The organism is Actinomadura luzonensis (assembly GCF_022664455.2).
Lineage (GTDB): Bacteria > Actinomycetota > Actinomycetes > Streptosporangiales > Streptosporangiaceae > Nonomuraea > Nonomuraea luzonensis.
Window position 1 is genome coordinate 210,978 of the sequence record NZ_JAKRKC020000002.1, and the last position, 11,930, is coordinate 222,907.

General features: G+C 70.9%; 15 protein-coding genes. 11 read left to right on the forward strand and 4 right to left on the reverse strand.

What is annotated here, in order from left to right; translation table 11 throughout:
• Positions 1-432: 432 nt before the first annotated feature.
• The 4 genes from MF672_RS31130 (at position 433) to MF672_RS31145 (ending at position 2,976) form a co-directional block, all read left to right on the forward strand.
• Positions 433-1,008, forward strand: coding sequence for a GNAT family N-acetyltransferase (locus MF672_RS31130; protein ID WP_242371089.1), 576 nt, complete (start codon positions 433-435; stop codon positions 1,006-1,008).
• Positions 1,008-1,154, forward strand: a complete 147-nt coding sequence (locus MF672_RS31135) for a hypothetical protein (RefSeq protein ID WP_242371090.1) — start codon at positions 1,008-1,010, stop codon at positions 1,152-1,154. The genes MF672_RS31130 and MF672_RS31135 overlap by 1 nt, the downstream gene beginning before the upstream one ends.
• Before the next feature lie 124 nt (positions 1,155-1,278).
• Positions 1,279-1,569 (forward strand): hypothetical protein, encoded by a 291-nt coding sequence (locus MF672_RS31140; RefSeq protein ID WP_242371091.1) that lies wholly within the window; start codon positions 1,279-1,281, stop codon positions 1,567-1,569.
• 180 nt (positions 1,570-1,749) lie between these two features.
• Entirely contained in the window at positions 1,750-2,976 is a 1,227-nt protein-coding gene (locus MF672_RS31145; protein ID WP_242371092.1) for a PxKF domain-containing protein, read from the forward strand.
• Here MF672_RS31145 and MF672_RS31150 read toward each other — a convergent pair.
• Positions 2,927-3,232 carry a hypothetical protein gene (locus MF672_RS31150; protein ID WP_308210650.1) on the reverse strand — a complete coding sequence of 102 codons (306 nt, stop codon included), beginning with the start codon at positions 3,230-3,232 and terminating at the stop codon, positions 2,927-2,929. The two genes, MF672_RS31145 and MF672_RS31150, sit on opposite strands and share 50 nt — an antisense overlap.
• Before the next feature lie 47 nt (positions 3,233-3,279).
• Here MF672_RS31150 and MF672_RS31155 point away from each other — a divergent pair, with 47 nt between their 5' ends.
• Both MF672_RS31155 and MF672_RS31160 read left to right on the forward strand, forming a co-directional pair.
• Positions 3,280-3,447 (forward strand): hypothetical protein, encoded by a 168-nt coding sequence (locus MF672_RS31155; protein ID WP_242371093.1) that lies wholly within the window; start codon positions 3,280-3,282, stop codon positions 3,445-3,447.
• A 665-nt stretch (positions 3,448-4,112) separates the two neighbouring features.
• Positions 4,113-4,445, forward strand: a complete 333-nt coding sequence (locus tag MF672_RS31160) for a helix-turn-helix domain-containing protein (RefSeq protein ID WP_242371219.1) — start codon at positions 4,113-4,115, stop codon at positions 4,443-4,445.
• A 106-nt stretch (positions 4,446-4,551) separates the two neighbouring features.
• Here MF672_RS31160 and MF672_RS31165 read toward each other — a convergent pair whose 3' ends face one another.
• A complete protein-coding gene (locus tag MF672_RS31165; protein ID WP_242371094.1) occupies positions 4,552-4,932 on the reverse strand; it encodes a tautomerase family protein in 381 nt (126 codons plus the stop codon).
• Positions 4,933-4,995: 63 nt separating this feature from the next.
• Here MF672_RS31165 and MF672_RS31170 point away from each other — a divergent pair, with 63 nt between their 5' ends.
• From MF672_RS31170 to MF672_RS31180, 3 genes are all read left to right on the forward strand, one after another.
• On the forward strand, positions 4,996-5,484 hold the full coding sequence (locus MF672_RS31170) for a MarR family winged helix-turn-helix transcriptional regulator (RefSeq protein WP_242371096.1): 489 nt from the start codon (positions 4,996-4,998) through the stop codon (positions 5,482-5,484).
• Between the two features lie 141 nt (positions 5,485-5,625).
• The gene (locus MF672_RS31175; RefSeq protein ID WP_242371098.1) at positions 5,626-6,066 is read left to right on the forward strand and encodes a YybH family protein; all 441 of its coding nucleotides are present in this window, start codon (positions 5,626-5,628) and stop codon (positions 6,064-6,066) included.
• Between the two features lie 34 nt (positions 6,067-6,100).
• The gene (locus tag MF672_RS31180) at positions 6,101-6,580 is read left to right on the forward strand and encodes a YceI family protein (RefSeq protein WP_242371100.1); all 480 of its coding nucleotides are present in this window, start codon (positions 6,101-6,103) and stop codon (positions 6,578-6,580) included.
• Here MF672_RS31180 and MF672_RS31185 read toward each other — a convergent pair.
• Positions 6,471-7,367, reverse strand: coding sequence for a LysR family transcriptional regulator (locus MF672_RS31185; protein WP_242371221.1), 897 nt, complete (start codon positions 7,365-7,367; stop codon positions 6,471-6,473). The two genes, MF672_RS31180 and MF672_RS31185, sit on opposite strands and share 110 nt — an antisense overlap.
• Before the next feature lie 207 nt (positions 7,368-7,574).
• Between MF672_RS31185 and MF672_RS31190 the strand changes: the two genes are divergently transcribed.
• Positions 7,575-9,848: a hypothetical protein gene (locus tag MF672_RS31190; RefSeq protein WP_242371101.1), complete on the forward strand. Its 2,274-nt coding sequence runs from the start codon at positions 7,575-7,577 to the stop codon at positions 9,846-9,848.
• Positions 9,849-9,914: 66 nt separating this feature from the next.
• Here MF672_RS31190 and MF672_RS31195 read toward each other — a convergent pair whose 3' ends face one another.
• Entirely contained in the window at positions 9,915-10,757 is an 843-nt protein-coding gene (locus MF672_RS31195; protein WP_242371102.1) for an SDR family NAD(P)-dependent oxidoreductase, read from the reverse strand.
• Positions 10,758-10,856: 99 nt separating this feature from the next.
• Here MF672_RS31195 and MF672_RS31200 point away from each other — a divergent pair, with 99 nt between their 5' ends.
• Positions 10,857-11,774, forward strand: coding sequence for a LysR family transcriptional regulator (locus tag MF672_RS31200; RefSeq protein ID WP_242371103.1), 918 nt, complete (start codon positions 10,857-10,859; stop codon positions 11,772-11,774).
• Positions 11,775-11,930 lie beyond the last annotated feature (156 nt).

The window sequence follows — 11,930 nt, forward strand, 5'->3', positions numbered from 1 at the left end:
GCCGCTCATCGAAGACGACCTCTTCCCAGGACAGTCATCAAGGCGGTCCAGGACATGGGAGCGCATCAGGCCGCCGCGCTCCTCGACGGCCGGTTCCCCCGCCCTGGACGTCACCCGGGATACGATCCGCTTCCGGGCCTCGCGACCCCGCCCGCACCCTCAGCGAGAAACAGCGCCGCTGGGGACGAGCCGTGGACCACGCCCCATAGCGTTCCGGCACGTCACACCAGCCCGAAGCGCGCCACATCGAGCCGGCCCAGCACCGATCTCACCAGGATCCGAACCCGGCCAGTGGCGCGGGTTGCGGGACGGACGGCGTCTGCTGGTCCTGCTCGAGCGGTTCCTGCGGGGGAACGCCGCGTCGTTGCCGGAGACGTCGCCCGCAGTAATTTGTTTGGATATCACCACAGCCCGCTGTCAGTATGAGGGCCCATGCGTCACCCTCTTGACACGCTGGACTGGCCGATTCACACCGAGCGGCTGCTGTTGCGCCGGGCCGCCCCCGACGATCTGGACGCCACCTGGGTCTTCCGGCAACTGCCGGAGACTCACGAATGGATCACGGCCGCCACGAAGACCTATGACGACTACCGTGAGCGTTTCCTCCGCGAGGAGCGGCTCGCGGACCTGCTCATCGTCGAACTGGACGGCCGGGTGATCGGCGACCTGACCCTGCGAATCCAGAACGGCTGGGCCCAGGAGGAGGTCGCTGACCAGGCGGAAGGCGTCCAAGGAGAGCTCGGGTGGACGCTCGATCCCTCCTACGGCGGTAAAGGCTACGCCACCGAAGCGGTACGCGCCCTCATCGACATCTCCTTCAGGAGCCTTGGCCTGCGCCGCGTGCACGCGGACTGCTTCTACGACAACGAACCCTCGTGGCGGCTGATGGAGCGGGTCGGGATGCGCCGCGAACAGCACACGGTGAGAGACTCGCTCCACCGCACCAAGGGATGGCTCGACGGTCTCTCATACGCGCTCCTGGCCGAGGAATGGCCCACTCACGAGTGATGACGGCGGAGACGCTCGACAGCCCCCCGCCGGACCAGGACCCGTGGGGTCGTTCGGCGGGGCACGTGCTGCTGACCACGGTCGACGAGCTGCGCGACCGGGCCAGCACGATGGTGGTGCGGCTCGGGCTGACGGCCAGCGGGTGAAGCCGCGGTTCATCCCGGACACCGACCACCTCCCGTAGCCATATCCGGCGACTTTCCGCGAAGCCGGCATGGCCGGTTGCGGCCACATTGTTTCTCGATCCCCAGGCGCGATGGAGACTCCTCAGTGGCGTCCACGACTGCCGCGGAAAAGGAGGTGCACGGCGTGCGGGTTCAGGACAGGCAGCGATTGCCCGTCAAGGACGGCGATGTCCGGGGGTTCGGGATCGGCGTCTCGGCCGTGACCATGTCAGGCACGTTGCGCTCATGCCGGCTCGCCGGCGGCGGTATCGCGAAGTTCTCCGGCCGTAGCGCCGGTGTGGGGAGTGACAACACGTCCGACAGTTTCTCCAGCTGGCGCAACGATCCGGACGGCGGCCCCGTTCACGGAGCCGTGCACGTCTGGACCGACAGGTGACCCGGCGCGAAGATCACCCTCAAGGGCAACACCGGCAGGGACAACGCCGGACATCTCATCTGGGCGGCGCCCGGACAGGTCATCGACGGCGGCGGCGACCCCGGCCCATGCCTGCCCCAGCCGAACCCGGATCTCGCCTTCCATCCCTGCCGCACCGTCAGAGGAGAAAGGGGTTCCATCTTGTCCGGACGAGCATCAGCAACCTGTCCGCGATCCTCGGCCCGTTCAGGAGCGATCATCGCCTGCCTGGTCCTGACGCTGACCGCCGGCCTGACGGCCGCCGTCCTGAACACGGCCCCCGCCCACGCCGCCTACCCGGGCGTCAACGGCAAGATCTACTTCCTCATGGACGGGGACATCCACAGCGTCAACCCCGACGGCACGGGGGCCGCCCCTGTCGTCCAAGGCCCCGAGAACGAGTGCGCGGTGGACGTCTCGGCCGACGGCCGCAAGGTCGTCTTCGGCCGCTGCGACACCCCGTCCGAGCTGTACGCGGCGAACGCCGACGGCACCGGGATCAACCGGCTCACCACGGGCTCCGGGTTCAACGGCCGGGGCCTCGCCCTCTCTCCCGACGGAACCAAGATCGCCTACGCCTCCGCCGACGGGCTCAAGACGGTCAACGCCGACGGCACCGGCCCCGCCACCCTGGTGGCGGGAGACGCCGCACAGCCGGCCTGGTCCCCGGACGGCACCCAGATCGCGTACGTGTCCAAAATGGACATCTACCTCCGCGACGCCGACGGCACCAACCCCCGCAAACTGACCCACCAAGCCGTCACCGGCGCCTCCACCCGCCCGGACTGGTCCCCAGACGGCACGAAGATCCTCTACATCCAGTCGCAGATGGGCCCGCCCCCGGCCGTCCACGTGATGAACGCCGACGGCAGCGGCAAGACGACGCAGAATGTCATCGCCACCTCGGCCGTGTGGTCACCGGACGGCACCAAGATCCTCCTCGACCACATCGGGAGCCTCCTCACCATGGACCCCGACGGCTCCGGCCAAGTCGCCTTGAACCGTCTCGCCAACGCCGTCGGCGACTGGGCGCCCTCGCGCTTCCGCTTCGGCGGCTTCCAGCCGCCTCTGGCCGGCCCGCCCGCTGTCAACCGCCGCAAGGCCGGCGCCGCCGTACCCGTGACCTTCAGCGTCGGCGCCTACCTGGGCCTCGGCATTCTCGCCCCCGGCTCTCCGTCCAGCCAGCCGTACGACGTCCAGACCGGCGAGCCGACCGGCCCGCCCGAGCCGGCCCAGGCCGCCGGGAACTCCGGCCTGAGCTACGACCCGGCCGCCGGCGTCTACACCTACGTGTGGAAGACCGACAAGGCGTGGCAGGACACCGCGAGGAGGCTGATCCTCACTTTCGACGACGGCACCCGCCACACCGCCGACATCCTGTTCCGGTGACCTGCGCGCACACCGGGCAGGCGGAGCCGCCGGCCGGCGCGGCTCGACAGGGAACTGGTGCGTGGTCAGGTGTCGGCCGGTTCGATCTCGCCCCATTGGCCGACCATCCGGCGAACGTGTCCGGCGGGTGCGTGAACGAGCACGACGACGGTGTGCGCGGCCGGGGCAGGAAGGGGGCGCCGGTGTTGCGCGGCTGCGCCAGCCGGTCGAGGCGGAAGCTGCGCCGGTCGTGCCTGGTCAGGTCGTAGAGGATCAGGTACCAGCGGCCGCCGAGCGCGACGAGACGATGAGATCGTCTCGGAGATGAGCGCCGACCTGCGCCACTACACCGGCCCCGACGGCCGGCGCCTGCTCGACCTGCCCGGCGCCCCGCTCCCCGACCCCGGCATCCCCGCCCCGGTGCGACGGGTCGCGCCCGGCCAGGCTACGTCCGCGGCACCTGATCCTTCACCGCGGGCGAGGTACGGCTGACGCCGTTCCAGGCCCTGTCGGCGGACGAACAGCGGGCGATCGACCAGGAGATCAGCCGGCTGCGGCCCTTCCTGTCGCTCCGCTGGACGCAGGGCCGGAAGGCTGCCGCGCCCGGAACCGAAAATCTGTAGTGGCGATGGTAGACATTCGCGAGCGCAGGTACTATGGTTTCTGACATCGCAAGAAACGGATTCACCGGGCAGCGAAGTAGTTCCTGGCATCACGACGAACTGCCCGTAGCAAGACGAAGTGAGAGGTTGCCGGCAGAAGGTCGGACGTGACGGGCCAGCGCAGTGGAACAGGGCCCTGACCGTGGACGCGCTGCCGAAAGTGAAGTTGGAAGTGGTCCGGAAGAGATACAGGAAGGGAGTGTTGACGCCATCGGGATCGCCCGTTGCCGGCTGAAGTCGCGCCGCTCGGGTACCGCAGTTCCACACGATTGGAAGGTGGTCTACGGTCACGCATCCGCGATCCGCGCATCACCGCCGCTCCTGCGGCAGCTGCGCACAACAGTAGGCCGGCCGGATGGCCGGTAGATGGTGTTGAACTCTTTCGGGGCCCCGGCGCAACAGGCGCCGGGGCCCCCTGTGCGCGTGATGAGAAAGGAATGCATGGATCAACGTCGCTCGGCTGCCGAGGGTGACACGCTGGCTCCCGGCAGAACCATGGAAGCAACGGCCGGACGCGCGGCCGAAGAACGGTTCGACGACGAGGACTATCCCGCCTACAGCATGGGCGCGGCCGCCGAGATGCTCGGCGTCACCCCCACGTTCCTGCGGGCCCTGGGCGCCGCCCGCCTGATCGAGCCGAAACGCTCCAGCGGCGGCCACCGCCGCTACTCCCGCTACCAACTGCGCCTGGCCGCGCGGGCCCGAGAGCTCGTCGATCAGGGCACTCCCGTGGAAGCGGCCTGCCGGATCATTATCCTGGAAGACCAGCTCGCCGAGGCGCTGCGCATCAACGCCGCGTACGAGCGCGAGCGCACCGCCGGAAGCTGACGGCCTGCGTCGCGCCCTGGGGCCTGGTCCGCGACTTGTGCTGACCAGGCCACACCGCGTCCCGCCCACCTCCGCTCCTCATGCGTAGCCGTGCCAGGGTGATCGGTCATGCGGAGGGGGCGCCGCCGACGAAGGTTCGTTCCGGCGGGGACGCGACGAGTTCGACCATGGTGCCCGTGCGGAGTTCCTCGCCGAGGACGCGGGTGATCGCGTCGGTGAGGCCGGTGCCGAGGCGCGCGGTGATCTGGTCGGCGTCGGGGCGGTCGAAGACGCCGGCGCGGACGCCCAGGATCACCGAGGCGCTCGTGTCCACGGCCTTGCCGCCCTGCGCGAAGCGACCTGCGGGGACTCCGGTCAGGCGGATGCCGACGTGGTCCCGCGCCCATTCGCCGTAGACGTCGACGATCGCCTCGGTCAGGGCGGTGACGAGTTCGGGTTCCCTGCCCGACAGTCTGTTCTCCGCAAGGTGCACGGTCAGGTGCGGCATAGTGGACCTCGTTCGCTTTGATGACAAATGCTTTGATGGCAAAGGTATCTGGGGGTGTCGCCGATGTCCATGGAGAAGGAGGCGGACGGTCCGGCCGTCGACGAGGCCGTCCGTACCTTGCTGCTGCTCATGCCGCGGCTCGTCGGCCGCGCCAAGCGCCTGCCCATCCCCGCGGCGCTGCAAGGGCTGGAGCTTGCGCCGCGCCATCTCGCGCTGCTGGCCCATCTGGAGTATGACGGCCCCACCAGCGTCAACGAGCTCGCCGCCCGGCTGGAGGTGGCCCCGACGACCGTCAGTCTCATGGTCAGTGAGCTGTCGCGGCCGGGAGTCCTGCAACGCACCACTGATCCCGCCGACCGCCGCCGCCGTATCATCGCCATCGCCCCCGCCTACACGGCGCCGATCAGTGAGTGGCTTTCCGGCAGCGCCTCCGCCTGGGAAAGCGTCATGCGCGAGCTCGACCCCGCCGGGCGCGCCACGGTCATCGGCGCCCTGCGTGCCTTCGAAGCCGCGTTGGAGCAGGTGAGCGAACGGCATCGGAACGCGAAGTGACGTCGGCCGGCGCGGCTCCGTCATGCCACGCAAAGCATAACGCCATAGCGATATTGATCTTAGACAAGATAGCTTCAGAGCCATAGCGTCGGAGGTGTCAGAAGCAAGGCCTCACCGCGAAGGGGAAGGGCTGGGGTAGCGATGCCCACGCAGCGCGAGGTGGATGAAGCCAGGATCCGCCAGGTGGTCGACGAGATCGCCGAAGGGCTCCAAAGCAAGGATCCGGAGGGTCTGAAGCGGCTCTACGCGACGGACATCGTGTCCTTCGACATCGAGCCGCCGCTCCAGCACGTGGGGATCGAGGCGAAGCTCAAGAACTGGGCGCCCGTGTTCACGTTCTTCGAGAGCGTGACTTACGAGGTTCGCGACCTGACGCTCACGGTGGGCGATGACGTGGCGTTCGGGCACGCGTTCGCCCGTCTCAGCGGCACGTTGAAGAACGGGACGGCCACGAGCGGTATGTGGGTCAGGGTCACCTACTGCCTCCGGAAGATCGACGGCAGGTGGCTGATCGTGCATGACCAGGTCTCGGTGCCGCTCGACATCTCCAGCGGCAGAGGCGTCGTCGACCTCGAGCCCTGATCCCGCCATCCCGCTCCGCGCTGTGGAGGAAGCCATGATTCACCTCCCTTCGACCGTCGAGATTCCGGGCTACCTGGCCGGCACCTGGAAAGCCGACCCGGTGCACTCCGAGGTCGCCTTCACAACTGCCCGTCATGGCGTCCGCCAGGCCCGGGACGGCTGGACCGTCGACGGTGAGCTGACGTTGCACGGCGTCACGCGGCAGGTGCCGCTGGCCGTCGAGGTGAACGGGTTCGGCGCGGACCAGTGGGGTGCGCAGCGGGCTGGCTTCTCCGCGATGGTGGAGATCAACCGGCGCGACTTCGGTACCCCGGTGGAGGCCGGTGGCGTCGTGGTCGGCGACAAGGTGTCGATCAGCCTGGAGATCCAGGCCGTCCTCCAGGAGCGAGGGCCCGTTCATGACCTCAACCCTGCTCCTGCGGTTCGCCGGCGGTCCAGTTCCAGTTGGCGATCGTGGTGCGCATCAGGCGGGCGGCGGTGCTCAGGTGGCTGCCTGCGCCCCAGTGCAGGGTGACCGCGCGGCGGCAGTCAGGGTCGTCGACGGGGACCCAGGCGGCGGGGACCCGCGTGGGGTTGGTGCGGGCGAAGGCGGGGACGAGGCCGACGCCGAGCCCCGCGCTGATCAGGGCCGCGATGGCGCTGAGCTCGTCGACCTCGCAGACGATCTTCGGGGTGCGGTCGCGTGCGGTGAAGAGACGGTCCAGGAGGCGGCGTTGCCAGTGCCCTTTGCGGGCGCTGACGAAAGGCTGGCCGGTCAGCTCGTCGATGCTCACCGACGTACGGCCGGCCAGCGGATGGTCGAGCGGCGTGGCCAGGCCGACCGCCTCGTCGAGCAGCTGGACCGCTTCCAGGCCCTCGGCCGGGATCGGCTGGGAGGCGACGCACAGGTCGACGTCCTGGGCCCGCAGGTGACGGCCCATCTCCTCGGCCGCCATCCAGCGGAGGTCGACCTCGATGGCCGGGTGCGCCCGTTTGAAGGCCGCCAGCGGCCCGGTGAGCGTGAGGAAGGTCTCCGAGGCGAGCCGCACCGTGCCCACACCCTGGCTGACGGCCTCGGCGACGGCTCGCCGCCCCGCGTCCAGTTCCCCCAGGGAGCGTTCGACGTGGTCACGGAAGAGCTTGCCCGCGTCATTGAGCCGCAACCGGCCGCTCCGGTCGAACAGCGGTGTGCCCAGCTCGCTCTCCAGCCGGGCGATGGTACGGCTCAGCGACGGCTGGGCGACGCGAAGCTCCTCGGCCGCGCCGCTGAGGTGTTCCAGGCGCGCCACCACCAGGAACTGCCTGAGCGAGTTCAACTCCATCACGCCTCCAGATCCATAGCAGCACAGTAATATCGATCACAGTCAAGATAACTTGTGAGCCATGCCTCCGGGTCGGTCCGCGCGTGGGTGAGGCGGAAGGACCGTCCGGTCCGGCCATGTCGCTACGGCAACCGGTGCTTGATCCACTTGGCCGGGGATCAGTATGGTTGGGCGCTCTCCTCCTCGCCCCCCATCCCGGAGTGCCTCATGCGCCGCCATCGCTTCGGCCGGCTCGCCGCCGGTTTCGCGGCCCTGTACCTGGCCGCCGTGATCGTCCTCGCCGTCGTCGGACTGGTCACCGGCAGCCTCGTCCCCTTGTGGAGAGTGGTGGCGGACCCGAACGGGTTCATGGCGGACGAGATCCGGGCCTGGCCGTGGCTGGCCGCCCTGCTGGTGGCGATCGCGGCGGTGCAGGCGTGGGCGTACCGGGAGGTGTTGCGCGGGCCGCTGCGGGGGGAACCGGCGCGGCACGGCCGTGAGGTGCGGCTGCTGCGGCTCGCTCTCTACGCCATGGTCGTGTACGAGCTGACCTGGGAACTGCCGATCCCGTACCTGTGGTGGACGTCGCTGGTCGCCGATGTCATCCAGCTCGTGGTGATGTGGCTGTTCTTCCGCGTGCTCGCCGGGACCACCCGGCGATGGGTACGGGTGCTCATGCTCGTGACCGGGGCCCTCAGCGTGGTCCGCGACGCCGTCACCACCGTCGCGTACCAGACGGGCCACTACCTCTTCGCCGGGCAGAACTGGACCTGGGCGCTGGAACTCCTGTCGTTGGTGTGGCTGGTGTCGCTGCTGGTGGCGCAGGCGCGGGAGCCGCGCTGGAGCGCCGCGACGGTACGGGCCGGCGTGATCTCGGCTGTGTTCTCGCTCCTCTCGTCCGGCTCGGTGTCGATCGTGGCGTTCGGCGGCGCGGACGAAGGGGCGTTGGAGCTGCTGATGCCCGGGCTGCTGGGCGCGGCTTCGGTCTTCTCGCTGGTCTGGTGGGCGCGGTCCGCCCACGACCTGGGCACGCTCCAGCCCGCCGTGCCCCGGACGGAGCCCGTGCGGGCGCGCGCCGGACGGTGGCCGCTGCCGGTCCTGGCGATCGTGCTCCCGCTGGTCCCCGCGGCCGTCAACCTCGCGCGGGGCGTGCCGTTCTGGCTCGGACCGAAGAACGTGCTGAGCGACGCGGTACGCGAGTACACCGGTACGGAGGCCACGGCGTACTTTGTCGCGCTTGACCTCCTCGTCGGCGTCGGCGCGCCGGCGGTGCTGATCCTGGTCGCCGTGCGGCGGCGGACGCGCACGTTGCTGCGCGCGACGACGCTGAGCCTGTTCCTGCTGGGCGGGGCGGGGGCCGTGAGCGCGTTCGCCCCGGAGCACTCCACCTTCTTCGGGGAGCTGTGGCTCTACCCGGAGAGCCTCTACGTCAAGCAGGGCGCCACCGTCCCCTACGACGGGGACCAGCTCCTGGCCCCGGGCATCTCCCCGCTCTGGTACGCCCTCGCGCTCACCGCCTCCGGCCTCATCCTGCTCTTTCTGTACGCCGCCCCGCCCGCCCACCGCGTCCGCCACCACGTCCTGCTGGCGGGCCTCGCCTCGGCCGTGGCCCTGTGCCTGCTGCCCACGGCGGACATGGCCCGCGGCCCCGTCGCGGACTGCGACCTGCCCGAGCAGTGGCAGATCGACACGGGCGAGGCGCAGCCGCGCGAGCTGACGGCCGAGCAGAAGTTCGTGTGCTCCCTGCGCGACGAGTACGGCGCACAGGGCCTGCACGTGTTCCCCGACACCACGCCCGACCAGGTCGTGCTCGCCTACGGGCGCCACCTGTGCGGCGTCCACACCCGCAACGACCCGCGGGAGCTGGCCCGCCTGAAGATCAACCGGGCGGCCCTCACCTATCCGCTGGCCGGCATCTGTCCCAGCGCGAGCACCATCGTCCAGGCGGCGAAGGCCGAGCAGGACCGGGAGATCGCGGAGATGCAGGCGGACTCCCAGGCCATGTGCGACGCCACGCCGCGCCACCGTCCGCGCATCGAGCCGGCCCGGGCGATCCGGCTCAAGGAGCCGCAGTGGACCGACTACGGGGTGCTGCAGACCTACGAGGGGGAGGAGGAGAGCGACCTGGACGCGGGCCGCGGCAACGGGCTGGTCTACTCCGCGCACGGCATCCTGGCCGTCGTGACCCACCCCGACTTCGACCTCTGCGTCACCCTGGAGACCTACAGCCGCCGGCCGCCCGTCGAGACCAAGGGCTGGGACAAGGTGGTCGAGGTCGGCTACGACAGCCCGGGCGGCAAGATCGTGCTCTACGACAGCCTCAGCGGCACCGAGCTGCCCAACCTCGCCCTCAACGGGCGCAAGGGGCACTACCGCATCCGCGTGCACCATGCCTGGTTCCCCTGGAAGGGCGAGGCGCAGAGCGGGCAACGGCTGCTGATCATGGCGTATCCCGGCAAGGGCGACAAGGAGATCGTTTACCGGAACCGGAACCGGAAGTGACCCTTCATCCTGCCTGGGCCCACAGGGCGGCCCTGGGATGTCACAGACTGCCGGAGGCGCTGGGCGTCACTCCGGACGCCAGGGCAGAACCTTGCCGAAGCGGACCAGCTCGCCGTAGTGGGCCGGATCCACCGGGCCGAGGGCGAGGTCGAGCAGAGGCCGCGCGGCCTGCGCCGGGGACGGGGCGTCGCGCACGTCCCACCAGGCGCCCGACGTCGGAGTGTTGATCATGCCGGGGCAGACGGCGGCCAGCAGTATCCCGCGGCGGGCGTCCTCCTCACGGCGCCGGCCGGCCAGCACCCGGACCGCCGCCACCTGAGCGATCTTGGAGGGGATGTTCACGAATCCCGGCCAGGCGCCGGCCCGCGCGCTCCCGTCCGCGACCGCGTCGCGCCACGCGGCCACCTGGTCGTCCACCTCCTCCAGGGAGGTCAGGGCGTCGAAGCGGTCGTGCAGGACAGGCGCCAGGTGGCGCAGGGTGCCGAGGCTGCTGGCCACCACGATGAGGCGGCCGCCGTCCCGCATCAGCGGGGCGAAGGCGCGCAGCAGGCGGGTGGTGCCGAAGTTGTTGACCTGGGTGTAGGAATCGATGAGCGCGCGCGGGTCGTCATCCGGCCCGATGCGCATCACCGCGTTGCCGAACACCACGTCGACGCCGCCGTGCCGCTGCCGCATCTGCTCGGCCAGCTTGCCGGCGGCGTCGGGGTCGGCGACGTCGAACAGCTCGCCGCGCACGGTGGCGCCGGTGCGCGGCGTCGCGTTCACGGCCTCCGCTATGCGGCCGGCGTCGCGGCCCGTGAGGTAGACCGTGTCCGCGGGCTCCAGGCGGCGCGCGAGCCCCTGGACGAGGGCCAGCCCGAGCCCCTGCGTGGCGCCGGTCACCAGGGCGACCCTGGGCATGGTGGTCATGATGCTCCTGAACGGGGGAGAGGGTTACCCGGCCAGCGTAGGAGTGCGGCCGGTCATGCCACCAGCGCAAGTTCTTCACCTGTGGTATGCGTAATCCTCATGGCCTTCACCGATGCCTCGCTCACCGCGCTGCGCGTCTTCCGCGAGGTGGCCGAGCGGGGCACGCTCACCGCCGCGGCCACCTCGCTCGGCTACACCCAGTCCGCCGTCTCCCGCCAGATCGCCTCGCTCGAACGCGCGGCGGGCGCCGCCCTGCTGGAGCGGCGGCACGACGGCGTCCGCCTGACGCCGGCCGGACGCATCGTGCTGCGGCACGCCGCCGCCGTCGTGGACCGAATCGACGCGGGCGCGCGCGAGCTGGCCGGGCTGCCGGACGAGCCCGCCGTCGTGCGGCTCGGCTGGTTCGCCAGCGCGGGCGCCGTCCTCGTGCCCGAAGCGCTGGCCGCCCTGCGCAGGGCGCACCCGGAGATCACCGTGACCGGACGCGAGGGCAGCACCCGCGCGCTGGCCCGCGCGCTGCGGGCCGGCACGCTGGACCTCGCCGTGCTGGCCGCCGAGCCGCCGTTCCGCCCACCCGACACCGAGACGCCGCCGCTGGAGACCGAGATCCTCGCCGAACGCGACCTGCGCGTCGCCGTCCCCGCCGCCGACCCGCTCGCGCGCGGCAGCTACGTGGACGTCGCCGACCTGCACGGCCGCCGCTGGATCGCCGGCCCCGCCGCCGGGACGGGGGAGAGCGCGACCATGGGCATCTGGCCGGGGCTGGACGAGCGGCCCCAGGTCGTCCACGTCGCCCGGGACTGGCTGACCAAGCTCGCCCTGGTGGCGGCCGGCTGCGGGCTGACCACCGTGCCGCCCTCCCTGGCCCCGGCCGTGCCCGCGGGCGTGCGCGTGCTGCCGGTGCGCGGCGGGCCCCGCGAGCGACGCCGCCTGCTGCTGGCCCGGCCTCCCGGCCCGGCCGCCGAAGCGGTCGCGCGCCTCGCGCAGGCCCTGCGTGCCGCCGTCCTCACCCCATGACCGCCGCCGACGACGCCGGGAATGCGCACCGCTGAGCCGCCGCCGGGGAGCCTGTCCGGCGCGGGCGGGCAACGCCCTGGCAGCGACCCGCTTGAGCGCGTTGATCACGACATAGCATGCCCTGATGGGCAGTTCCCGACTTTCCGCACATGCACG

What these genes read in the sequence shown, in the direction of transcription:
- MF672_RS31130 (WP_242371089.1), top strand. Translation starts at nt 433, where the DNA reads ATGCGTCACCCTCTTGACACGCTGGACTGGCCGATTCACACCGAGCGG.
- MF672_RS31135 (WP_242371090.1), top strand. Translation starts at nt 1,008, where the DNA reads ATGACGGCGGAGACGCTCGACAGCCCCCCGCCGGACCAGGACCCGTGG.
- MF672_RS31155 (WP_242371093.1), top strand. Translation starts at nt 3,280, where the DNA reads ATGAGCGCCGACCTGCGCCACTACACCGGCCCCGACGGCCGGCGCCTG.
- MF672_RS31160 (WP_242371219.1), top strand. Translation starts at nt 4,113, where the DNA reads ATGGAAGCAACGGCCGGACGCGCGGCCGAAGAACGGTTCGACGACGAG.
- MF672_RS31165 (WP_242371094.1), bottom strand. Translation starts at nt 4,932, where the DNA reads ATGCCGCACCTGACCGTGCACCTTGCGGAGAACAGACTGTCGGGCAGG.
- MF672_RS31170 (WP_242371096.1), top strand. Translation starts at nt 4,996, where the DNA reads ATGTCCATGGAGAAGGAGGCGGACGGTCCGGCCGTCGACGAGGCCGTC.
- MF672_RS31175 (WP_242371098.1), top strand. Translation starts at nt 5,626, where the DNA reads ATGCCCACGCAGCGCGAGGTGGATGAAGCCAGGATCCGCCAGGTGGTC.
- MF672_RS31180 (WP_242371100.1), top strand. Translation starts at nt 6,101, where the DNA reads ATGATTCACCTCCCTTCGACCGTCGAGATTCCGGGCTACCTGGCCGGC.
- MF672_RS31185 (WP_242371221.1), bottom strand. Translation starts at nt 7,367, where the DNA reads ATGGAGTTGAACTCGCTCAGGCAGTTCCTGGTGGTGGCGCGCCTGGAA.
- MF672_RS31190 (WP_242371101.1), top strand. Translation starts at nt 7,575, where the DNA reads ATGCGCCGCCATCGCTTCGGCCGGCTCGCCGCCGGTTTCGCGGCCCTG.
- MF672_RS31195 (WP_242371102.1), bottom strand. Translation starts at nt 10,757, where the DNA reads ATGACCACCATGCCCAGGGTCGCCCTGGTGACCGGCGCCACGCAGGGG.
- MF672_RS31200 (WP_242371103.1), top strand. Translation starts at nt 10,857, where the DNA reads ATGGCCTTCACCGATGCCTCGCTCACCGCGCTGCGCGTCTTCCGCGAG.